The 22884-nt window shown below is 63.0% G+C and carries 21 protein-coding genes; 14 read left to right on the forward strand and 7 right to left on the reverse strand.

Going from position 1 to position 22884, the window contains the following annotated elements:
• Positions 1 to 7: 7 nt before the first annotated feature.
• The 4 genes from J7548_RS02535 to J7548_RS02550 all read right to left on the reverse strand — a co-directional run bounded on the left by J7548_RS02535 (position 8) and on the right by J7548_RS02550 (position 5010).
• Positions 8 to 1570, reverse strand: coding sequence for an efflux transporter outer membrane subunit (locus J7548_RS02535; protein ID WP_290969899.1), 1563 nt, complete (start codon positions 1568 to 1570; stop codon positions 8 to 10).
• 231 nt (positions 1571 to 1801) lie between these two features.
• A complete protein-coding gene (locus J7548_RS02540) occupies positions 1802 to 3919 on the reverse strand; it encodes a TonB-dependent siderophore receptor (protein ID WP_290969902.1) in 2118 nt (705 codons plus the stop codon).
• Positions 3920 to 3955: 36 nt separating this feature from the next.
• Complete coding sequence (locus J7548_RS02545; RefSeq protein WP_290969905.1) at positions 3956 to 4672, reverse strand: hypothetical protein; 717 nt, start codon at positions 4670 to 4672, stop codon at positions 3956 to 3958.
• 2 nt (positions 4673 to 4674) lie between these two features.
• Positions 4675 to 5010, reverse strand: coding sequence for a hypothetical protein (locus J7548_RS02550; RefSeq protein ID WP_290969908.1), 336 nt, complete (start codon positions 5008 to 5010; stop codon positions 4675 to 4677).
• Between the two features lie 157 nt (positions 5011 to 5167).
• Between J7548_RS02550 and J7548_RS02555 the strand changes: the two genes are divergently transcribed.
• The 8 genes from J7548_RS02555 to J7548_RS02590 all read left to right on the forward strand — a co-directional run bounded on the left by J7548_RS02555 (position 5168) and on the right by J7548_RS02590 (position 13418).
• On the forward strand, positions 5168 to 6574 hold the full coding sequence (locus tag J7548_RS02555) for a CoA transferase (RefSeq protein ID WP_290969910.1): 1407 nt from the start codon (positions 5168 to 5170) through the stop codon (positions 6572 to 6574).
• Between the two features lie 95 nt (positions 6575 to 6669).
• Positions 6670 to 7356, forward strand: a complete 687-nt coding sequence (lepB, locus tag J7548_RS02560; protein ID WP_290969913.1) for a signal peptidase I — start codon at positions 6670 to 6672, stop codon at positions 7354 to 7356.
• Between the two features lie 171 nt (positions 7357 to 7527).
• The gene (locus J7548_RS02565) at positions 7528 to 8187 is read left to right on the forward strand and encodes a TetR/AcrR family transcriptional regulator (protein ID WP_290969916.1); all 660 of its coding nucleotides are present in this window, start codon (positions 7528 to 7530) and stop codon (positions 8185 to 8187) included.
• Between the two features lie 441 nt (positions 8188 to 8628).
• The gene (locus J7548_RS02570; protein ID WP_290969919.1) at positions 8629 to 8919 is read left to right on the forward strand and encodes a hypothetical protein; all 291 of its coding nucleotides are present in this window, start codon (positions 8629 to 8631) and stop codon (positions 8917 to 8919) included.
• Between the two features lie 254 nt (positions 8920 to 9173).
• Positions 9174 to 11603 carry an ATP-binding protein gene (locus J7548_RS02575; protein WP_290969921.1) on the forward strand — a complete coding sequence of 810 codons (2430 nt, stop codon included), beginning with the start codon at positions 9174 to 9176 and terminating at the stop codon, positions 11601 to 11603.
• Positions 11604 to 11688: 85 nt separating this feature from the next.
• A complete protein-coding gene (locus J7548_RS02580; protein ID WP_290971581.1) occupies positions 11689 to 12414 on the forward strand; it encodes a methyl-accepting chemotaxis protein in 726 nt (241 codons plus the stop codon).
• Between the two features lie 2 nt (positions 12415 to 12416).
• Complete coding sequence (locus J7548_RS02585) at positions 12417 to 12980, forward strand: hypothetical protein (protein WP_290969924.1); 564 nt, start codon at positions 12417 to 12419, stop codon at positions 12978 to 12980.
• A 69-nt stretch (positions 12981 to 13049) separates the two neighbouring features.
• On the forward strand, positions 13050 to 13418 hold the full coding sequence (locus J7548_RS02590; RefSeq protein WP_290969927.1) for a response regulator: 369 nt from the start codon (positions 13050 to 13052) through the stop codon (positions 13416 to 13418).
• Between the two features lie 87 nt (positions 13419 to 13505).
• Here J7548_RS02590 and J7548_RS02595 read toward each other — a convergent pair whose 3' ends face one another.
• The 3 genes from J7548_RS02595 to J7548_RS02605 form a co-directional block, all read right to left on the reverse strand.
• Entirely contained in the window at positions 13506 to 14384 is an 879-nt protein-coding gene (locus J7548_RS02595) for a DUF296 domain-containing protein (protein WP_290969931.1), read from the reverse strand.
• Between the two features lie 152 nt (positions 14385 to 14536).
• The gene (locus J7548_RS02600) at positions 14537 to 14833 is read right to left on the reverse strand and encodes a YciI-like protein (protein WP_290969934.1); all 297 of its coding nucleotides are present in this window, start codon (positions 14831 to 14833) and stop codon (positions 14537 to 14539) included.
• Between the two features lie 166 nt (positions 14834 to 14999).
• Entirely contained in the window at positions 15000 to 16343 is a 1344-nt protein-coding gene (locus J7548_RS02605; protein ID WP_290969937.1) for an MFS transporter, read from the reverse strand.
• Between the two features lie 160 nt (positions 16344 to 16503).
• Between J7548_RS02605 and cyoA the strand changes: the two genes are divergently transcribed.
• The 6 genes from cyoA (at position 16504) to J7548_RS02635 (ending at position 22830) form a co-directional block, all read left to right on the forward strand.
• Complete coding sequence (cyoA, locus tag J7548_RS02610) at positions 16504 to 17439, forward strand: ubiquinol oxidase subunit II (RefSeq protein ID WP_290969940.1); 936 nt, start codon at positions 16504 to 16506, stop codon at positions 17437 to 17439.
• A 90-nt stretch (positions 17440 to 17529) separates the two neighbouring features.
• Entirely contained in the window at positions 17530 to 19533 is a 2004-nt protein-coding gene (cyoB, locus tag J7548_RS02615; RefSeq protein WP_290969943.1) for a cytochrome o ubiquinol oxidase subunit I, read from the forward strand.
• The gene (gene cyoC, locus J7548_RS02620) at positions 19526 to 20152 is read left to right on the forward strand and encodes a cytochrome o ubiquinol oxidase subunit III (RefSeq protein ID WP_290969946.1); all 627 of its coding nucleotides are present in this window, start codon (positions 19526 to 19528) and stop codon (positions 20150 to 20152) included. The genes cyoB and cyoC overlap by 8 nt, the downstream gene beginning before the upstream one ends.
• Positions 20149 to 20622 carry a cytochrome o ubiquinol oxidase subunit IV gene (cyoD, locus tag J7548_RS02625; RefSeq protein ID WP_290969948.1) on the forward strand — a complete coding sequence of 158 codons (474 nt, stop codon included), beginning with the start codon at positions 20149 to 20151 and terminating at the stop codon, positions 20620 to 20622. Before cyoC ends, cyoD begins: the two co-directional genes overlap by 4 nt.
• The gene (locus J7548_RS02630) at positions 20619 to 21470 is read left to right on the forward strand and encodes an SURF1 family protein (RefSeq protein ID WP_290969951.1); all 852 of its coding nucleotides are present in this window, start codon (positions 20619 to 20621) and stop codon (positions 21468 to 21470) included. Before cyoD ends, J7548_RS02630 begins: the two co-directional genes overlap by 4 nt.
• Positions 21454 to 22830 carry an ATP-binding protein gene (locus J7548_RS02635; protein WP_290969954.1) on the forward strand — a complete coding sequence of 459 codons (1377 nt, stop codon included), beginning with the start codon at positions 21454 to 21456 and terminating at the stop codon, positions 22828 to 22830. The genes J7548_RS02630 and J7548_RS02635 overlap by 17 nt, the downstream gene beginning before the upstream one ends.
• The last annotated feature ends 54 nt before the right edge of the window (positions 22831 to 22884 follow it).

Below are 22884 nucleotides of genomic sequence, written 5' to 3' on the forward strand. Positions count from 1 at the left end.
CGGGTGTTTAACGCGCTGCCGGTTGCGACGCGAGCGGTTCTGCCTGGCCTGCATGCCAGCCGCCGCCGGTAGCCTTGATCAGCGCTACGCTGGCCACCAGTTGGCGGCCCAGCAAGGTGACGGCATTGCGCTGGTTGGTCAGGGCGGTTGCCTGGGCGGTCGCCACCGACAGGTAGGTCGCGGTGCCGGCCTGGTATTGGCTCAGCGCCAGCCGTTCGCTCAGTTGCGCGGCCTGGACGGCTTGTGCCTGCACTGCACTTTCCTGATCGAGCACGCGCAGGGTGGAGAGGTTGTCTTCCACTTCCTGCAAGCCGCCCAGCACGGTCTGCTTGTATTGCGCCACGGCGGCGTCATAGGCCGCCACGGCCTGGTCGTTGCGGGCGCTGCGGGCGCCGCCATCGAAAATGGTGGCGGCCAGCGCCGCGCCCAGCGACCAGACCCGGCTGGGGGTGTCGAACAACTGGGAGAAGGCCACGCTGTTGTAGCCGCCGCTGGCCGACAGCGTCAGAGTCGGGAAGTAAGCCGCGCGCGCCACGCCGATGTTGGCGTTGGCGGCCGCCGCCAGCCGTTCAGCGTTGGCGATGTCGGGACGGCGCTCCAGCAAGTCGGACGGCAGCCCGGTCGGGATCTGCGGCAGGCTGGCTTGCAGGCGCAGGGCGTTGCCGTCCAGCGCCATGCCGCCAGTATCGGCAGTCGCGGCCGGCAGCGCCTGCAGCGTGAAGGCGGCGGGCGCACGGCCGACCAGGATGGCGATGGCGTGCTCAAGCTGGTTGCGGGTGGCGTCGAGATCGATCAACTGGGCCTGGGCCGAGCGCAATTGGGTTTCGGCCTGGGCCACGTCGGAGCGCAGCGCGGTGCCGGCTTCGTACTGGTAGCTGGTCAGCTGGAATGAACGGGTGTAGGCCTCGACAGTGCGGCGGTACAGGTCTTTTTGCAGGTCGGCCACGCGCAGTTGCAGGTAATCCTGCGCCAGCGTGGCCTGGATCGACAGGCGCGCGGCGGCCAGGCTGGCGGCGCTGGCCTGGGCGCCGGCATCGCCGGCTTCGGCGCCGCGCCGGATACGGCCCCATATATCGGCTTCCCAGGCGGCATTGAGGCCCACGCTGTAGTTGTCGGCCAGGCGTTGCGTGCCGTTGGTATTGGTCTGCGCGCGGCTGGCGGCGCCGGCCGCGCCGATGGTGGGCCACAGGCTGGCGCGCGCGATCTGCGCAGTGGCCTGGGCCTGGCGATATTGCGCCTCGGCCTGGCGGATGTTCTGGTTGGCGGCGTTGGCCTGGTCGATCAGGTCGTTGAGGAAGGGGTCGCGATAGGCTTCCCACCAGCGCTGGTTGCTGTCGATCTGGCCGGGTGCGGCGACTTTCCACGGGCCGTCTTCCTTGTAGGCCTGCGGCAGCTCCATCGCCGGCCTGACATAGTCGGGGCCGACGGCGCAACCCGCCAGCAGCGCGGCCAGCGCCAGCGCAGTCATTCCCCGGGTGGCGCGGAAGGGGGATCTGTAGTTGGGATGAGTGAGATGACTGGCGTTGGAGCTGGTGGCAGCGCGGCGAAACGGGACGGCCATAGGATGCATGATGATGTTCGGGTGACGGACCGGCCGCCGCTGCACGCCCCCGCATGCTGGCGCCGGCCATGGCTTAGAACCCGTTTCATTGTGAAACAGGCCCTGACTCCCGTTAATCTAATACCCTGTGCTCAACGTCAGGCTGACGTCAATATGACAATTTTGTCAGTTCCGCCATGGATGGAGGCTTTTCAGGTATTCATCCACCTGCCCCGGCGTTCGCCCGGACAGGCAGATGATTCAATACTTGAACGTCGCCGTCAGCAGGAAAGTCCGCGGGGCGCCGAAGGTGATCAGTGTCGCCGCCGGCGTCGTGCCCTGGATGTATTGCCTGTCGAACAGGTTCTTGATGCTGAATTTCATGCCCCAGGAATCTGCCTCGTAACCGCTATTGACATCGAACACGGTACGTCCCGCAATGGCGACAAAATTGGGGCTGCGTTGCGATGTGCTGGCGCTTTGGTAATGCATGCCGGCACCCATGTTCCAGCCCAGTTTGTTGGGGTTGAAATAATATTGGGTGAATAAGCCGGCCGCATTTTTAGGAACCAGATTGATCCGTTGGCCGATGCTGCTGGCCGTTACGCTTTCAGTCGTTTTCGCGAACGGAATGTAGCTATACGATGCGGAAACATTCCACTGCCTGGTCAACGAGGCGCTTGCTTCCGCTTCAAAGCCCCTGGTGACCTGTTCGCCTATCTGGATATAGTAATTTGTGTTTGCAACGGCTTCATCCACGTTCCGGCGCGTCAGGTCATAGACTGCCACATAGCCCTGCAGGCGCTGGTTGAACCCCTGGAACTTCAAACCGGCTTCGGTTTGCTTGCCTGTTTCAGGTTTCAGCAATACGCCATCGGTACCCAGGTCGGTGTTCGGCATGAACGATGTCGAATAGCTGACATAGGGCGCGAAGGATTCGTTGATCCGGTACATCAGCGAGGCACTGCCGGTAAATGCGTGCTCGGAGCTGTTTACCCTGGCGTCGCTTCCGACCAGGGGATCGACTTTCACCTGAGCCCAGTCATGCCGGCCCGATAAGCCGATAATCCACCGGTTATCGACCTTGATCGTATTGCGCAGATACAGGCCGGCGTATTGGGTGTAGGTCACGTCACGAGACGGCGCTCCCACCTTGGTCGTGATGAGGTTTCCGTAGTTCAGGGTATTCGCGTTGAGCGCGTTGACGTTGTCGGTGCGCTTATAGTAATCGCTGCGTTCCCGCATCATGTCGAGGCCCGTGACCACTTCGTACTTGGCTCGGCCAAAATCGAAATTGCGTTGGAAGTAGTTATCCATCGCAATGTTGAGATCCTTCTTGTCCTGGTAGTTGAGCTGGCGTGCAACATTGGGGAACGCAGCCGATGAGGCGGCAAACACCGAATTGGTCCAGCTGCGGCCCTTGGTGACGGCAAAGTTGTTCTTGAATGTCCAGCCGTTGCCGAAATAGTGGGTGTAGTTGCTGCCGACACGGTAGGAATCCACGATGTAGGGATGGTCCGGTTCGCCGATGAAGATGCTGCGGCTGTATTTCCCGGTCCAGTTCAGCGGGACGCCCTGGTTGCGGATGTATTCGCGATGCTGGTAGCTGGCAATGACAGAGAGCTCATCCTTCGAACCCAAATCGAAGTTGTACGACCCTGCTACGTATTGCCCCTTGAAGTAGACGTAATCGGTCGGATCCTCCTGGTCGTAGACATGGGCCACCAGGCGGTATGCGCCCTTGCTGCTGTCGTTGGGGGCCACGTTGATGTCAACGGTGGCATCCTTCTGGTTATAGCTGCCATAGCTCACGCCAGCGCGGTAGGAGGTTTCCCCCTCGGGGCGCTTGGTGGTCAGGTTGACCAGGCCGCCGGGCAGCGCCAATCCATAACCGACCGACGTCGGCCCCTTGACGACTTCGATGGAGCCCACGCCGTAGATGTCTTCCGATCGCAGGACGTTGGTGGATGTCTGGGCACGCAAGCCGTCGATATAGGTCTGGGCGGAGGAGATCTGGCCCCGGATCATGAAGTCATCCCAACCGCGTTTTCCATACATGCCGGAGGTGACGCCCGCCACACCGTCCAGGGCTTCGGCTACCGTCCTGGCCTGCTTTTGCTCGATTTGCTGCCCGGTAATGACGGTGATCGATTGAGCGGTTTCGAACAAGGGATCATTGGAACGCAGTACGCTGGGCGCAGTGTGCGCCGTGTAGCTTTGCTCGTTGTCCTGCTCCCTGTCGCCCACCACCTGGATCGGTTTCAGGCCGCTCTCCGCAGTATCGGTGGTTTGCGCCCAACCCGAAAGGGGGAGGGTGGCAGACATCAGGGAGAGGCCAAGCAACATTTTATTTTTGCGGCGGAAGAGTTCGCTTGTCATGATGGAATTCAGGCGTAGTCAGGAAGTGTGGTGGATTTAGCGCGCGTCCACGGCCCAATCGACGGCAGCGTCGAACAGCTTGAGGCCGGAAGCAGACAGGTTGGGGAAGGTTTCGTTATCGAGGAAGAACATGACCCGGCGCGCGGGCGCCAGCGATTCGTAGTCCATCGTGGCGCCTTTCTCGTAACCGAAGATGACGGCCTTGTCCGGATGTCCATACAGCGTGGCGATGATTGAAGCGCCCAACCCAGGCTTGCCCCAGTTCATCGGCGCGGGCTTTTCATAGACATTGATCACGCCCGCCGGCAGCCCCGCGGCCATCGGATGCGGCGCATTGACGAGCCAGACATAACGCTCCTTTTCGGTCTTGCCGAAATCGGTATCAGCGTGTTTGCCGCTCATGCCGAGGTCATCGAGCAAGTCGCTCTCCCAGGTGAGCATGGGCACCGTGACATTGCGATAGGCGCCCAGCAGGTCGCGCGAACGCACGGTCGACGAGAGAATCACCAGGTCGCTATCCTGCGCCGCTTCTACCGGGGCGTATTGGCTGTGCAGCGTGACGATGTAACCGCGTGAGGCAAGGTGCTGCTGGATCTTCTGGTCGATCGGAAGGCTTTTTCCTTCCATGCGCACCACCAGCAATATTTTCTTGGCGGCTGCAGGGGGCGCGGCGTGGCTCGCGGCGGGCAGCACGCCGGCCATCAGGCCGGTGGCCGACAACAGCAGGGCGTTAAGGAATCCGAATAGTTTCATGCTTATGTTCTCCGATGAAAGCGGTGAAGGTAGGAATGGGGAAGCGGCAAGGCGTCGGCTGGCTTGCCGGAAAATGGGCGCAAGGAGGTGGCATGCGCCAGTTCGGCGGCGTCCTCGCGCAAACCCGGCTTGCGCCATGGCCAGCCGTGACGGCTGAAGTAAACCTGCTCCAAGGAGCCGCCCAGGGGCGGATTGCTGAAATAAGCCACGATACTGTGAGATTTGGGACTGAACGGGAGGAGCGAACGGGGCATCGAATGAATGCGGATCAACCGGGTATCGTGGCGGAGGAAGCTGGATTTGGACGCGTAATTATAATAGTAATAATTCTTATTCACAAAAATTAACTTTCGTTTGCATTGCCATCTTTGGACCGCTGGCATGCCGTATGCCCCAGCCGGCAAGCTGCAGGGAAACGATTTATATTCATTGTTGGCAATGTGCGTTATCGATAGCGCATTCCCGCATCAACCTCACCATGAGAAGGAGTCCTCTATGCCCTCACCATCTTCCGTCATGGCAAACTCGCCGGTGGCCGCAGCCATGCTGGATGAAATATGGAGCGCGCTGGATGGCCCGCAGGCCGCGTTGTCCCGTGTACAGATGGTCGGCGACGGCGCCTTGCCTTCCGTATTTGCTGTCAGCGACCTGGCGCAGGCTTCGGTGGCGGCAGCGGGGCTGGCGGTGGCCGAACTGGCCGCATCAGGTGGCGCCTTGCCGGCGCTGGCATGCGACCGCCGATTGGCGTCGATGTGGTTTTCCAGCTCGTTGCGGGGCCAGGGCTGGGCGCCGCCGCCGCTGTGGGATTCGGTGGCGGGCGACTACCGCAGCGCCGACGGCTGGATCAGGCTGCATACCAATGCGCCGCACCACCGGGCCGCGGCGCTGCAGGTGCTGGGGCTGGATGTGCAACAGGCATCGCGCGAACAGGTGGCCGAGGCCGTGGCGCGCTGGAATGCGGGGGAGCTGGAGACCGCCATCGTCGGCAACAAGGGATGCGCGGCCGAGATGCGCAGCCAGTCCCAATGGGCCGGGCATCCGCAGGGGCAGGCGGTGGCCGCCGAGCCGCTGGTGGCGCATCGGGCGTTCGATGCCGGCTGGCGGCGTACCGTGCCGGCCGATCCGGCGCGGCCGCTGGCTGGCGTTCGCGTGCTGGACCTGACCCGGGTGCTGGCGGGACCGACCGCCACGCGCTTCCTTGCGGCATTCGGCGCCGAGGTGCTGCGCATCGATCCCGCTTCCTGGAATGAACCGGGCGTGGTGCCGGAGATGACATTGGGCAAGCGTTGCGCCCATCTCGACTTGCGCCAGCCGGAAGGGCGCAGCGCGCTGGAGCAACTGCTGGCGCAAGCCGATGTGCTGGTGCATGGTTACCGTTCGCAGGCGCTGGAAGATTTGGGGCTGGGCGCGGCGCGCCGGCGCCAGCTCAATCCGGCGCTGGTGGATGTGGCGCTGGACGCCTATGGCTGGAGCGGCCCCTGGGCCGGCCGGCGCGGTTTCGACAGCCTGGTGCAGATGAGTTCGGGAATCGCCGATGCCGGCATGCGCCTGCTGGGCCGCGACAAGCCGACGCCGTTGCCGGTGCAGGCGCTGGACCATGCCACCGGCTACCTGATGGCGGCGTCGGCGTTGCGCGGCCTGGCGCGCCGGCAGCAGGCCGGGCAGGGCTGCGAGTACCGCTTGTCGTTGGCGCGCACGGGGCAGTTGCTGGCAGCGCATCTCCCGCAAGGCGCGGAACCGGCGTTCGCGGCCGAGCAGGCCGGCGACGTCGATGCCGCCGAGGAAAACACCGTGTGGGGACCGGCGCGCCGCTTGCGTGCGCCGCTGTCGATCACCGGCATCCCGATGAGCTGGGACCTGCCGGCATCGCCGCTGCGTTCGGCGCCGGCGCAGTGGCGCTGACAACGCCTGCCCGGATGGGCCTAAGTCAACCGGAGCGTCGCTTGCCGCATTAGCTGTTCATCCCCGATTTTTCATCAAACAAGAAAGAGAGCTCCATGAAACCGGTCAAGAACCTGCTGGGCGAGTACAAGGGCGTGTTGGTGTTCATGGCCCTGATGGTGGTGTTCCGCAGCGCCATCGCCGACTACAACATGGTGCCCAGCGGTTCGATGCTGCCGACGGTGCTGATAGGCGACCGCATCCTGGTCGACAAGATGGCCTACGACCTGCGCGTGCCGCTGACCCATATCCGCATTGCCCGGCTGAATGAACCCAAGCGGGGCGATATCGTCACCGTCGATTCGAAGCAGGCCGGCGAATTGCTGTTGAAGCGCGTGATCGGCCTGCCGGGTGACGTGGTGGAGCTGCGCGAAAACGTCCTGTACATCAATGGCCAGGCCGCCAGCTACAGCCGCGCCGCGATGCAGGCGCTGCCGGGGGATGGCGGCGATCCTGCCGCTTACCGCGATGAGCGCCTGGGCGGCATGTCCCACCTGGTGCGCCTGTCGGAATCGCATCCCAGCCTGCACAGCAGCTACGGCCCGGTGGTGGTGCCGGCCGACCATTACCTGATGCTGGGCGACAACCGGGACAACAGCGCCGACTCGCGCTTCTACGGTTTCTTCGGTCGCGACGAACTGATGGGGCGCACGCGCCGCATCGCTTTTTCACTGGATGCCGAACGCGGCTACCTGCCGCGTTTCGATCGCACGGGAAGGCTGCTGGATGGAGCGATTGAATAATTTATTTAATAAATTACTTTAAATAAAAATCTTATCTTATTGATTTTATTTGATTTAATTTTTAAAGACTGGGTCCGCCCGATTCGGCGGATGACCCAGGCAAGCTTTCTCCCCGCGTATTGCCGCAGCGCCAGCCTTTTGCTGGCGAAAGCGCTCAAGTTGTCGCCAGGCATGCCGTTATACAACACGGATTACCTGTCATTGTCACTGGAGCGCATCATTTCTCTCACCTTCATTTCCGATCCGGCCACCGGCCGCCGCAGGAACGCGGTCAGCCACGACGCCATCCTTGACGCCACCTATGTGATGCTCGAGGAGATTGGCTTCGACAAGCTGTCGCTGGAAGGGGTGGCCGCGCGCGCAGGCGTGGGCAAGGCGACCATTTACCGCTGGTGGTCCAGCAAGAGCGCGCTGGCGATGGAAGCGCTGCTGCGCGCGGTCGATCCGTTGCCGCCGATCGGCGACAGCGGTTCGGCCCGCCGCGATATCGAAGACCATATCACCCGCCTGGCGCAGCTGTTGCGCGGCAAGAGCGGGCGCGTGGTGCGGGAGATGATCGCGCTGGCGCAGTTCGATGATGAAACCAAGCGCATCTTCAACGACAGTTATCTGGAACCGCGCCGTTCGGCGCTGGTGGAGGCACTGCGCCGCGGCGCCCAACGCGGCGAGTTCAGGGACGGATTGGACCTGAACCTGGTATTCGATCTGCTGTACGCCCCCTTGTTGCAGCGGCTTCTTACCGGTAGCGCCGGCATCGAAGAACACCAGATCAATGCGCAATTGGACCTGGTGCTCAGTAGTATCTCCCTTGAACATCCCCTCACGCAGTAATCACAGGACCGAATAAATTTCGAGCTAACAATCGTAAATTTTGTTGAGCGCAAGATAATTTGCACCTAGAATCCGAGACGAAACGTATCGTATTGGCTCTGGGCAAGTGTTCTATTGTGTGAGCAAACACCGGTTTGCTCTTGAGACGGCCTGACTTGGCGCTTGAATAGCTGTCTCCGGCGGCCCGGAATGGGGAATGTCGTTCCATCTCCCGGCTTCGCTGAAATGCGAGCCTGTCTTTGCCTTGCCTGCCTGTCCGATACCTTCATCCAGATTGGAATACAACACCGGTTTCCCGCAGGGGCGCCGGGGGACGATTGCTATGCGGCAAAGGGCGCCTTGCAGGCGGCCGCGCGGTGATCCAGGGGCGAAAAACACATGCAAGTGCAAGGGGAAAAAATGCACGGCGACGCAATGGGCGGGTACGGGGGCGTACCAGGCATGCTTTCACGCGAACCGGAGCGGCAACGCAGGGCGAGGCGCTGGTGCATCCTGGGAGTGATCCTGATTCCGCTTGTACAGGCCTTCTTGTGGGTGCAGTACGCATCGGCGCGCCAATCCGGCGAACTGCTGTATGCCGAGCGCTATTGCGGATGCCGGGAGACGGTATCGCGCTGGGTCAGCGACTACATCTGGACCCAGATGATCTGGTTGCCGTGCAATACCTTGTTCCTGCTGATCTGGGCGGCATTGGCGCTCAAGTTGTGGAACAGCAGGCGGACTCGCCGCTGAGGCCGCTGTTCTTTTTCCTTTTCTTGCTTTTCTTCCTTCTCTTGCCCGCCGGCGATGCGCCGGGATGCGGGCAATTCCATCATGCCAAAAATGCGAGTCATATTTTTCGATATGGTTCGACAATTTTATTGTCATTGAGTAGTAATACTTCGATGCAACAATCCGCCCCGCATCCGCTACGGCCTGATTTTTTGTTCACGTTCCAGGGAAGATCGTGAAACTGCGCCAAGGATCGCCATCACAAGGGGAACTCAATGACCATCCGTCTGCGCATCACGCTGCTCGTCATACTCACATTCATCGCCATCGCCGGCATCGGCGGCTACGCGATGATCCAATCCCGCGACAGCGCGGCGGAGGTCAAGTCGGTCACGGAAGGGGTGATGCCGAGCGTGCTGGCCTCATCCGACCTGATGGGGCAGTTGAAGGATGTGCAGCTGGCGGCGATGGTGATGGTCACCGAAGCCGACAACCAGCTGGTCGCCCAGGAAAATGAAAAGCTGGCCGAGAAAAAGGCGGTGCTGGAAAAGGCCCTGGAGACGCAGGCCAAGCATGCTGGCAGCGTTGCCCAGCGCGGCCTGGTCGAGCAGGCGCGCGAGAGCCTCGATAACTACTTCGGCGCCATCGACAATACCGCCAGGTTCAAGCTGGCCGGCAAGAACGAGATCGCCCAGGCGCAGTTCTTCGGCGGCGTGATGCAGTACCAGGTCGAGCTGGAAGGCATCGTCAACACCCTGCGCATCGAAAAGAACCGCTTCAAGGATGCCGCCATCACCTCGCTCAACGGCAAGCTGGAATCGACCACGACCACGATCTCGATCGTCACCGCGGTGGCCGTGGCGCTGCTGGGCGGCATCGGTTTCCTGCTGTACCGCCAGATCACCGGCCCGATCAGCCGCATGTCGAGCATGATGGGCGAGATCGCTTCCAGCCAGGACTTCAGCCGCCGCCTGCCGGTGCAGCGCATGGATGAAGTCGGGCATTCCATCGTCGCCTTCAACGGCATGGTGGAAAAGATCGAAGAGGCGTCCGCCCAGGTGCGCCAGAAGACCGCCGACATGCAGGCCATGCTGCAGAACATCCCGCAGGGCATCCTGACCATCGTCGATGGCAACAAGATCCACCCCGAATATTCAGCCTTCCTCGAAACCGTGTTCGAGACCACCGACATCGCCGGCCGCGACCTGATGGAGCTGGTGTTCTCCGGCACCAACCTCGGCGCCGACACGCTGTCGCAGATCGAAGCCATCGGCGGCGCCTGCATCGGCGAAGACGTGATGAACTTCGAATTCAACGAACACCTGATGGTGGGCGAAGTCGAGAAGACCATGGCCGGCGGCGGCAAGAAGATCCTCGACCTGTCGTGGTCGCCGATCACCGACGGCAACGACACGGTGATCCGCCTGATGCTGTGCGTGCGCGACGTCACCGAGCTGCGCCAGTTGGCGGCCGAAGCCAATGAGCAAAAGCGCGAGCTGGAAATGATCGGCGAGATCCTGGCGGTGGCGCCGGCCAAGTTCGGCGAATTCATCGGCAGCGCGCGCCGCTTCCTCGACGAGAACGAGCAGATCGTGCACCAGAACCCGGAAGCCACCGCATTCGCGATCGCCAAGCTGTTCCGCAACATGCACACCATCAAGGGCAACGGCCGCACCTACGGCCTGCTGCACCTGGCCAACGTGGTGCACGAGGCCGAACAGCATTACGACGACCTGCGCCATCCGGAAACCGGCGCCGTCTGGAGCCAGGAACACCTGCTGCTGCAACTGGCGCAAGTGCGCGAGACCATCGACCGCTACGCGCGCATCAACGACGTCACCCTGGGGCGCGGCGCGGCGGCCGAACCGGCCGATGCGGGCGCAGGCTACGAGCGCCATGTGATGACCGTCGACCGCAAGCACATCCAGGAAAGCCTGCACCGCCTGGAAACCGTCAATACCGCCAACCTGCATGAGATGGTGGCGGTGCGCAACGAAGTGCGCCGCACGCTGCGCCTGCTGGGCACCGAGAGCGTGCAGGACGTGCTGGCGCCGGTGACCGCCTCGCTGCCGGCGCTGGCGGCCGACCTGGGCAAGGCGGCGCCGGTGGTGGAGATCGAAGACAACGGTTATGTGGTGCACAGTTTCGCTTCGCCGCTGCTGCAGAACGTGTTCATGCACCTGATTCGCAATGCGATGGACCACGGCCTGGAAAGCGTGGCGGAGCGCGTGGCCAAGGGCAAGCCGGAAGCCGGCACGATCAAGCTGGAAATGGGCGTGATGGACAACATGTTCCAGATGGCGCTGTCCGACGACGGCCGCGGCCTGGCGCTGGAGCGCGTGCGCCAGATCGCCGTCGAGAAGAACCTGATCGGCATCCACCAGGCCATGACCGATGCCGAACTGGCGCGACTGATCATGCAGCCGGGCTTTTCGACCCGCAGCGAAGTGACCGAGGTGTCCGGCCGTGGCGTGGGCATGGATGCGGTGCTGGATTTCGTCACCCGCGAGCACGGCAAGATCGAGATCCGTTTCACCGACGCGGATGAGGGCGCCGCTTACCGGGCGTTCCAGATCATCGTGATGCTGCCCGAGAACGTGGCGGTGGAGGTGGATGGCATCGATGTGCCGTATCCGGTGGCCGGCTACGAGCAGGCTGCGCCGGCGGTGAACCTGCCGCAGGGCGGCGATCCGCAGGTGGCGTGAGCGGGCGGGAAGGGCGCTTGTCCCGATGCCGCAGGTCGGCGCCGGTATGAAGATGAAGTAACGGTGGTGAGAAATGAATGTGATGGTGTGGAATTCGATACTTTTCCTGGCGCTGGGCGCCTTGCTGGCGGGCGTGCCGATGGCGGTGCTGTGGCGCCGCCAGAAGGTCCGCGCCGCGCGCATGATCGACCTGGCGCAGGTGGAGTCCTTGAAGCGCAATGTGCAGCAGACGCTGCAGGAGCAGCAGCGCGACGTGGCCGAGCATCAGCGGCATATCGAGGCGGAGCGCCTGGAAGGCGAGCGCCGCATGGCCGAGATGCGCGGCGAGAGCGAGGCGCTGGTGGCGCGCCTGAGCGAGCAGAATTCGCAAAACATGGCGCGCGTGATGGAAAACTGCGACGCCTCGCAGGACACGATTTCCAAGCTGCTGGGCCTGATGCGCACATTCGAGCGCTGGCACGACGACATGAACGTGCTGATTTCGCATAACCGCGAGATGCACCGCAAGAACGACGAGTTCGCGCTGATCGTCAACCAGGTCATCATCGTCGCCCTCAATGCCTCCATCGAAGCGGCCCGGGCCGGCGCGCACGGCCGCGGCTTCGCGGTGGTGGCGTCCGAGGTGCGCGACCTGGCGCAGCGCGCCGAAAAGCTCTCCAAGAGCTACCGCGCCAACCTGTACCAGAACGACCTGATCACCACCACCACCTTCCAGGACCTGCAGGCCGGCGGCAAGATGATCATGGGCGCCGTGATCGGCCTGGACCTGATCAACAAGAAGACCCGGGAAACCCTGGCGGAGGCGGCCTGACGATGGATAACGCCTTGATCAGCCAGGCCGCCAGGGACGGTTTCGACACGCTGCTGCGGCAGGCGCTCAGGACCAGCCTGGTGCCCGACGGCGCTGCGGCCGAGATGACGGCCATCGACGACGTGTCGGCCATCCGCGAAAAGAAAATCGTGGTGCTGACGGTTTCGTCCTACCTGTTCCGCCTGATGGTGATGTTCTATTTCACGCCGGACGCCGCCACCAAAGCGCATTTCGCGCGGCTGAACCGGGTCGATCCGGAAGATATGTCGGAGCAGGCCTTCATGGACGCCATCGCCGAGTGCGGCAACCTGTGCTGCGGCATCCTGAACCGCGACCTGGGGCGTTTCTATCCGCACCTGGGCATGTCGACGCCGAACGTGATCGACAAGAATTGCGCGGCCTACCTGCAGACGCTCAACGTCGGCCACCTGCGCCACCTGGCGGTGGATATGCCAGAGGCGCCGCGTTTTCACGTCACGCTGTGCGTATCGGCCTACGCGGAGATGGATTTTTCGGTGTCGGAGGAAGAAGCCGATGCCGGCACCGGCGAGCTGGAGCTGTTCTGACCGGGCGCCCGGTGCACCCGTTTCAATTTCAAATTCAAATTCAACTTGATTATCGAGAGAGACAACAACATGGCACAAATTCTGGTCGTAGACGATTCAAGCACGGTGCGCGCCGAGGTCGGCGATTTCCTGAAAAAGAACGGCCTGGACGTGGCGCTGGCCGTGGACGGCCGCGACGGCCTGAGCAAGCTCAAGGGCGACCCGGGCATCAAGCTGGTGGTCTCCGACGTCAACATGCCCAACATGGACGGGCTGACCATGGCCGAGAAGATCCGCGGCGAACTGGGCAATGCCAGCGTCAATATCATCATGCTGACCACCGAGAATTCGCCGATCATGAAAGAGCGCGGCAAGGCGGCCGGCATCAAGGGCTGGATCGTCAAGCCGTTCAAGGGCGACGCGGTGCTGCCGACGTTCAAGAAGCTGGTCGGCGCCTGATGCTTCAAGGTTGAAGGAGGGCGCAGGCCGCGTTTTCCGCGGTTTGCGGGACGCCGCCCGTCATCGCGACGGCGGCGTTTTTCATTGTCACTGCTCTTCGATCACCAGTTCGAAGCAGATCAGCACCGGATTGCGGCCGCGCGCCAGCACGCCTTCGCAGACCTTGCCCTCGGGATTGATCAGCGCGATGTCCAGCTGCGCGCGCAAGCCATCCGGGCCGCTCCTGACTTCGCCCGAGCGCACCAGGATTTCGGTGGCGCGGTCTTCCAGCACCCGGCCGTCCTCGAAATCGGCGCCGATGATGCTGCCGACGCTGCCGCGGATGACGGCGTGCGCGATGCCGTGCGAGCGGCACACGTCTTCGATGGCCATGGTCAGGTCCTCATCCGGGCGGATGCGGGCCAGTACGATGCGCTTGCCCTGGGCGGCACGTTCGCGGCCTTCCAGGCGGGTGGGATGGAACAGCGTGAAATTGGTTTCCGGGTCGTATTTGGTCGCCATGGTGGCGTCATGCAGGCCCCAGGCTTGCGCCTGGCAGGCTTCGGCCACGATGGTCTGGTCCATCAGCATGTGGCCGCCCTGGCGTTGGCCGTCGCTGCCGCGCCAGACGGCATGGCAGTGCACGAAGGGTTGGCCGTCCTTGCGGCCGTAGGTGGCGCAGGCGAATTCGATGACCGTGCCCTTTTCGATGGCGTGGGGCGCGCTGTAGAAGGCGGCGTGCTGGTCGTCCACGGCCAGGGCCGGCATCAGGAAATGGAGCGGCGCCACTTTCAGGTTTTCAAAGCGCACGGTGCCGCCGGCGATGCCGGCTTTGTCCAGCGGGATGTGCATGGCGTCGCGCAGCGTACGGCCCGGTTCCAGCGTGAAAGTCCGGTGCATGGCGCCGCCTTCCAGGCTGGCGATGCGTACCGGGTCCGGCTTTCCCGGATGGCGGACGGTGCGGGCGAATGTCTGGCTGGGGGGCATTGCGGGTCTCCTTGTTGCGTCCTGTTCCGGGCGCGGCCTGGGCGGTGTGCGCCCGGCCGTTTTGTCTCCGGCAGACGGTGTCTGGATTTTATTATCCCGTTTCCCTTTGCGGCAGTAGGTGAATGTTTTTAATCCTCGGCCGGCGTGGCGGCTCAGAGCGGATTGGGCACCAGTTCGGGAATGCCGACCACCGTGGTCCAGGGCTTGACTTGCCAGCGCGTCACCAGGCCGTGGCGGACGTAGGGATCGGCGGCGGCGAAGGCTTCGGCATCGGCGGCCGAACTCCTGAACAGCAGCAGGCCGCTTTCGGGCGGATCGCCGACGGCGCCGCCGGCCGCAAGTTCGCCGCGCGCCACGGCGTCCTTGCATAAGGCGAGGTGTTCGCTGCGGTGGGCCGGACGGCGGTCGAGATAGTCGGGAACGAAATCGTAGATGAGCAGGTAGTTCATGGCCGGCGGACAAATATAGATAAGAGAGATTCAATATAGCACCGGCCATGCGATCCGGATTAGGCGCCGCAGGTGCCCGAAAAAACAAAACCCGGAAGCGGGCTTCCGGGTTTTCTTCGATGCAGGTTACGCCGGCATTGCCGGCGGTTATCGGCGCATCAAGCCATCAATCGTCCTTGGCTTCCAGCGCCCGGTTCAGGCTCAGCGCCGCCAGCGAGCCGACCGCGCCGGACAGCAGGTAGAAGCTGACATAAGCCAGGCCGAAGTGCGCCGACAGGCCCAGCGCCACCAGCGGGGCGAAACCGGCGCCCACCAGCCAGGCCAGGTCTTGCGTCAGCGCGGCGCCGGTGTAGCGGTACTTCCGCTGGAAGTTGGCGGTCACGGCGCCGGCGGCCTGGCCGTAGGACAGGCCCAGCAGCGCGAAGCCGATCAGGATGAAGGTGTTCTGGCCGGATTCCCCGCCATTCATCAGGGTCGGCACGAAGGCCGAGAGGATCGCGATCAGCAGCGCCATCGTGCCCAGCGTGGTGCGGCGGCCGAAGCGGTCGGCGATCAGGCCCGATGCGACGATCCCCAGCGCCATGATCGCCGCGCCGATGATCTGGGTGATCAGGAAGTCATCCATGGAGCGCAGCGAATACAGGCTGGCCCAGGACAGCGGGAACACCGTCACCAGATGGAACAACGCGTAGCTGGCCAGCGCGGCGAGGGCGCCGATGATGATGTTGCGGCCCTGGGAGCGGCTCAGTTCGACGACGCCGGCCGGTTCCAGCTCGCGCTCGTCGAGCAGCTTGGCGTATTCCGGCGTGGAAACCAGGCGCAGGCGGGCGAACAAGGCAACAACGTTAATGGCGAAAGCCACATAAAAAGGAAAGCGCCAGCCCCAATCCAGGAAATCTTCCGTGGTAAGATCCGACAGCATGTAGGCAAACAGGCTTGCCGCGATGATGAATCCGAGCGGCGCGCCGAGCTGGCCCAGGGCGGCATACCATCCGCGCTTGTTCTGGGGAGCGTTCATCGCCAGCAGGGACGGCAGCCCGTCCCAGGCACCGCCCAGCGCGATGCCCTGTCCGACCCGCAGCAAGGACAGCAGGATGATGGCCCAGACGCCTATGTGGTCATAAGTTGGCAGCAATGCAATACCCGCCGTTGAAAAACCAAGCAGGAACAGCGCCAGCGTCAGTTTCACTTCTCTTCCGTAAGCCCGCTGGATCGCCATGAAAATCACCGTCCCTATGGGGCGGGCGAGGAAGGCGAACGCAAAGATCGCGAAAGCGGAAAGCGTGCCTTCCAACCTGTATTCGAAAGGAAAGAAAATGGCCGGAAACACCAGCACGGATGCCAGCGCATATACGAAAAAGTCGAAATATTCGGACGCGCGTCCGATCACCACACCGACGGCGATTTCACCTGGTTCGATGTGCCCATGATCATGGGCTGCGGGGGCGACGTTAGATTGCGGCCGGAACTCGCTGGAACCTTGACCGTTGTGGATGCTGGTGCTTGCCATGGCTTTGTCTCCCACTTATTAGAGGTTTAGGTTTAGTCGCAGTACAAATCCCAACCCGGCGGGTGCTGCATGACGGGGTGGGACAAAACGTCCAATCGCCAACACACTTTATTGCCGTTACATTAGCATGCTCTGCTACATACGACTGGACTTTTCCTTCATGGTTTCTAAAATACTCCGTCGCGGATTGTTCCTCCTGCCCGCTATTTTGTTGGCTGGATGCAACACCGTAGTGATGAATCCCTCCGGCGACATCGCTTCCCAGCAGGGACGCCTGATCGTCATTTCCACCATCCTGATGCTCCTGATCATCGTACCGGTGATCGCGCTGACCGTGCTGTTCGCATGGCGTTATCGCAAGAGCAACACTTCCGCGCCGTACGAGCCCGAGTGGGATCACTCGACCCGCCTGGAGCTGGTCATCTGGGGCGCGCCGCTGCTGATCATCATCGCACTCGGCCTGCTGACCTGGATCACCACGCACACGCTGGACCCGTACCGTCCGCTGTCGCGCCTGGATGCGGAACGCCCGATCCCGCCGGAAACCAAGACCCTGACGGTCGAAGTGGTGGCGCTGGACTGGAAGTGGCTGTTCATCTATCCGGAGCAGGGCATTGCTACCGTGAACGAGCTGGCCGCCCCGGTCGATACCCCGATCCAGTTCAAGATCACCGCCTCCAACGTGATGAACTCGTTCTACATTCCCGCCCTGGCCGGCCAGATCTACGCGATGCCGAGCATGGAAACCAAGCTGCACGCGGTCATCAACAAGGCCGGCGAATACGAGGGCTTCTCGGCCAACTACAGCGGCGCGGGCTTCTCGCACATGCGCTTCAAGTTCCACGGCCTGGACCAGAAGGGCTTTGACGACTGGGTCAAGAAGGCCAAGTCCGAGTCCGGCGCCATGACGCGCGCCGACTACCTGCAACTGGAAAAGCCCAGCGAGCGCGAACCGGCCCGCCTGTTCGGCAAGGTCGACACCGGCCTGTTCCATGCGATCGTCAACCGCTGCGTCGAGCCGAATTCGGTCTGCCTGGACAAGATGATGGCCGCCGACCTGAACGTGAAGCCCGGCCAGCAGAAGCATGAAGAGTGACCGTTCCGAGCGTAGTAGCCGCGCAGTAAGCGGTATTGGCGCAGCAGCCTGTTGCTGCGTCCTGGTTTCCTTTTTCTCCGGGAAGTAAAGATGTCCGACAATTTTGACCTGATAAAGCTGATCTTCGGTCGCCTCAGCCTGGAAGCGATTCCATACCATGAGCCGATCCTGATCGGCACCTTCGCCGCAGTCGCCCTGGGCGGCATCGTGTTGCTGGCGCTGCTGACCAAGTATCGCCTGTGGGGCATGCTGTGGCGCGACTGGTTCACCAGCATCGACCACAAGCGCATCGGCATCATGTACATCGTACTGGCCATCGTCATGCTGCTGCGCGGTTTCTCCGACGCCATCATGATGCGCGCGCAGCAAGCCATCGCCTTCGGCGACAACCCCGGCTTCCTGCCGCCGCACCACTACGACCAGGTGTTCACCGCCCACGGCGTGATCATGATCTTCTTCGTGGCCATGCCCCTGGTGACCGGCCTGATGAACTACGTCGTGCCCCTGCAGATCGGCGCGCGCGACGTGGCGTTCCCGTTCCTCAACAACTTCAGCTTCTGGATGACCACCTTCGGCGCGCTGCTGGTGATGGCGTCGCTGTTCGTGGGCGAATTCGCCCGCACCGGCTGGCTGGCCTACCCGCCGCTGTCGGGCATCCTGTACAGCCCGGATGTCGGGGTCGACTACTACATATGGGCCTTGCAGGTGGCCGGGGTAGGGACGCTGCTGTCGGGCATCAACCTGGTGGTCACCATCGTCAAGATGCGCGCCCCCGGCATGAACATGATGAAGATGCCCGTCTTCACCTGGACCTCGCTGTGCACCAACGTGCTGATCGTGGCCGCCTTCCCGGTCCTGACCGCCGTGCTGGCCATGCTCTCGCTGGACCGCGTCTTCGGCACTAACTTCTTCACCAACGACATGGGCGGCAACGCCATGATGTACGTGAACCTGATCTGGATCTGGGGCCACCCCGAGGTCTACATCCTGGTGCTGCCGGCGTTCGGCATCTTCTCCGAGATCGTCTCGACCTTCAGCGGCAAGCGCCTGTTCGGCTATACCTCCATGGTGTACGCGACCGTCGTGATCACCATCCTGTCGTACCTGGTGTGGCTGCACCACTTCTTCACGATGGGTTCGGGCGCCAGCGTGAACTCGTTCTTCGGCATCACAACGATGATCATCTCGATCCCGACCGGCGCCAAGATCTTCAACTGGCTGTTCACCATGTACCGCGGCCGCATCCGCTTTGAAGTGCCCATGCTGTGGACCATCGGTTTCATGATCACCTTCGTGATCGGCGGCATGACCGGCGTGCTGCTGGCCGTTCCCCCGGCCGACTTCGTGCTGCACAACAGCCTGTTCCTGATCGCCCACTTCCACAACGTGATCATCGGCGGCGTGGTGTTCGGCATGTTCGCCGGCATCAACTTCTGGTTCCCGAAGGCCTTCGGCTTCAAGCTCAACGATTTCTGGGGCCGCTGCTCGTTCTGGTTCTGGCTGGTCGGCTTCTACCTGGCCTTCATGCCGCTGTACGTGCTGGGCCTGATGGGCGTGACCCGCCGCCTGAGCCACTTCGACGATCCATCGCTGCAGATCTGGTTCGTGATCGCCGCGCTGGGCGCCGGCCTGATCGCCCTGGGCATCGCTTCGTTCATCATCCAGATCTACGTGTCCATCCGCGACCGCAAGAAGCTGGCCGACGTCACCGGCGATCCGTGGGATGGCCGTACCCTGGAATGGTCGACCTCGTCGCCGCCGCCGGCCTATAACTTCGCGTTCACCCCGGTGGTGCATGACAACGACGCCTGGACCGACATGAAGAAGCACGACTACAAGCGTCCGCTGGGCGACTTCGTCGAAATCCACATGCCGAAGAACACCGGCGCCGGCTTCATCATCGCAGCGCTGTCGGCCGCATTCGGCTTCGCCATGATCTGGCACATGTGGCTGCCGGCAGTGGCCGCCTTCATCGCCGTGGTGGTGGCGTCCATCGTCCACACCTTTAATTACAACCGCGACTACTACATCCCGGCCGACGAAGTCGTCCGTGTCGAAGCAGAGCGCACTCGTCTGTTGAATAGCCATGTCTGAAGCGATTAACTCCACGGCCGGCGCGACGCCAAGCTCGCGTTTCTGGACCCGCCATCACCATCCGGAGAACGGCACCCTGCTGGGCTTCTGGATCTACCTGATGAGCGACTGCCTGATCTTCGCCTGCCTGTTTGCGTGCTATGCCGTGCTCGGCCGCAACTACGCCGGCGGCCCGACCGGCGCCGAACTGTTCGACCTGCCGCTGGTGGCGCTCAACACCGCGCTGCTGCTGCTGTCGTCGATCACCTACGGCTTCGCCATGCTGTCGATGCAGGCCAAGAAGCAGCAGAACACGCTGGTCTGGCTGGCCGTCACCGGCTTGCTGGGCGCGGGCTTCATCTACTTCGAACTGTATGAGTTCCTGCACCTGATCCACGAAGGCGCCGGCCCGGGCCGCAGCGGTTTCCTGACCTCGTTCTTCGCGCTGGTCGGCACCCACGGCCTGCACGTGAGCTTCGGCATCATCTGGCTGATCGTGCTGATGTTCCAGGTCAACAAGCATGGCCTGACCCCGGAAAACGGCCGCCGCCTGATGTGCCTGTCGATGTTCTGGCACTTCCTGGACGTGGTCTGGATCGGCGTCTTTACCTTTGTCTACCTGATGGGAGTCCTGCCATGAGCCGCGGCCACCAAGAACACCCGGCCCGCCCGATGGGCCAGCATGACGACCATCACCACGGTCACGATGACCACGGTTCGCATGGTTCGATGAAAGACTACGTCACCGGCTTCGTGCTGGCAGTCATCCTGACCGCCATCCCGTTCTGGCTGGTGATGGGCAAGAAGATCGAAAGCCCGAGCAGCATGGCGATCGTGCTGCTGGCCTTCGCCGCCGTCCAGATCGTGGTGCACATCAAGTATTTCCTGCACATGAACGGCAAGGCCGAAGGCGGCTGGAACATGCTGTCGATGATCTTTACCATCGTCGTCGTCGGCATTACGCTGTCCGGCTCGCTGTGGGTCATGTACCACCTGAACCACAACATGATGCCGACCATGTCGCCGCAGAACATGCCTAACGAAACCGTGCCGCAGTCGATGCAGCAAAGCATGCCGGGCATGCAACACGCGACGCCGCAAGCGAAATGAGCCAACCGCCACGCAAACGCGTGACGCAAGGCAACGGAACGGGGCGCGCGCAAGCCGCCCCGGCATCCCGCTCAAAAGCCAGCCTGATTTTCCTGGCGCTTTGTGCGGGATTTTTGTTTTTAGCCTTCGCCGCGCTCGGAACCTGGCAGGTCTACCGCCTGCAATGGAAGCTGGCGCTGATCGCCCGGGTCGATGCCCGCGTCCATGCGGAACCGGTGCCGGCGCCGGGACATGCGCAATGGCCGCAAGTCTCGCCGGACGCCGACGAATACCGCCGCGTCAGCCTGTGCGGCCGCTTCCTGTACGCCAAGACCACCGCCGTCCAGGCCAGCACCGACCTGGGCAGCGGTTCCTGGCTGCTGACCCCGCTGCAGACCGCCGACGGCGACCTGGTGCTGGTCAACCGCGGCTTCGTCGCCACCGCGCCGATCAAGTTGATCGCCAGCACCGCCCAGGACGATCCGAACGGGCCGCAGATCGAGGTGGTCGGACTGGTGCGCATGAGCGAGCGGGGCGGCGGCTTCCTGCGCAGCAACGAGCCGCAGCAGAACCGCTGGTATTCGCGCGACGTCCAGGCCATCGCCGCCGCGCGCGGACTGGCGCCGGAGCGCGTGGCGCCTTACTTCGTCGATGCCGACCGCGCCTCCTCGCAAGCCAACGCCGCCGGCGCCCCCGATGCCGAAAAGCCGGTCGGCGGGCTGACCGTGATCGCCTTCCACAACAGCCACCTGGTCTATGCGCTGACCTGGTATGCGCTGGCCTTGATGGCCGCCGGCGCCGGATATTGGGTCGTGCGCGACGAACGCCGCCGCGCGCGGCGGGGACACAACGATGACCAGCGCAACTGACGCAAGCGGGGCCGGCAAGCCCAGGACGCTCAAGGAGCGCTGGCAGCGCCTGAGGCAGGGCGAGGAAAACCCGGCCGGCCACCAGAACATGCTGCTGCTGATCCAGCTGCGCTGGCTGGCGGTGCTGGGGCAGATTTCCACCGTCGCCTTCGTGGTGCTGGCGTTCGACATCCGCCTGCCGCTGCCGCATATGCTGGAGGTGCTGTCCTGCCTGGTCGCCTTCAACATCGCCAGCCACCTGCGCTGGCATGAGCACCGCACCGTCACCAACGCCGAACTGTTCCTGGCCTTGCTGGTGGACGTGGCGGCGCTGACCTTCCAGCTCTACCTCTCCGGCGGCATCACCAACCCGTTCGCCTTCCTCTACCTGATGCAGATCATCCTCTCGGCGGTGCTGCTCAAGCCCTGGTCGAGCTGGGCCATCGTCGGTATTACCCTCGGTTGCCTGGCCGGGCTGGCGCTGTTTTCCGAACCGTTGGCGCTGCCGCCCGACACAGGCCACGGCCCGTTCAGCCTGTATGTGGACGGCACGCTGATCTGCTTCCTGCTCAACGCCGGCCTGCTGGTGTTCTTCATCACCCGCATCAACAGCAACCTGCGCGCCGGCGACGCCTTGCTGGCCGACCTGCGCCAGCGCGCCGCCGAAGAGGACCACATCGTGCGCATGGGCCTCCTGGCGTCCGGCGCGGCGCACGAGCTGGGCACGCCGCTGTCGACCTTGTCGGTGATCCTGGGCGACTGGCGCCGCATGCCGGAAATCAGCCGGCGCGAGGAATTGCTGGAAGACATCAGCGAGATGGAGGCCCAGCTGCAGCGCTGCAAATCCATCGTCAGCGGGGTGCTGCTGTCGGCCGGCGAAGCGCGCGGCGAATCCTCGGTCAAGACCACCCTCAACACCTTCCTCGACAGCGTGGCCGAGGACTGGCGCAAATCGCGCCCGGTCGCGGCGTTCGAGTACCGCAACCAGATCGAACAGGACGTGCCGGTGGTGTTCGACTCGGCCATCAAGCAGATGCTGGGCAATGTGCTGGACAACGCCTTCGAAGTCTCGCCCGAATGGCTCTCGCTGCTGGTCAAGCGGGAAGGGGACTTGCTGCTGATGGAAGTGAGCGACCGCGGGACCGGTTTCCCGGAATGGATGCTCAGCCAGCTCGGCAAGCCTTACCAGTCGACCAAGGGCAAGCCGGGACGCGGCCTGGGGTTGTTCTTCGTGGTCAACGTCGCCCGCAAGCTGGGCGGACGGATCGCCGCCAGCAACATCGAAACCGGCGGCGCCAGGGTGACGCTGACCCTGCCGTTGGCGGCGATCAGCCTGGAAGAGCCCGATTCCGGCGATCCCGCGGGCCAGGCGGCAAGCTGATATCGCCTGATTCCCATATTTCATGCGGCGCCGTAGGCGCTGCGACCCGATCTG

The sequence above is a fragment of the Herbaspirillum sp. genome, assembly GCF_017744395.1.
Classification (GTDB): Bacteria; Pseudomonadota; Gammaproteobacteria; order Burkholderiales; family Burkholderiaceae_D; genus Herbaspirillum.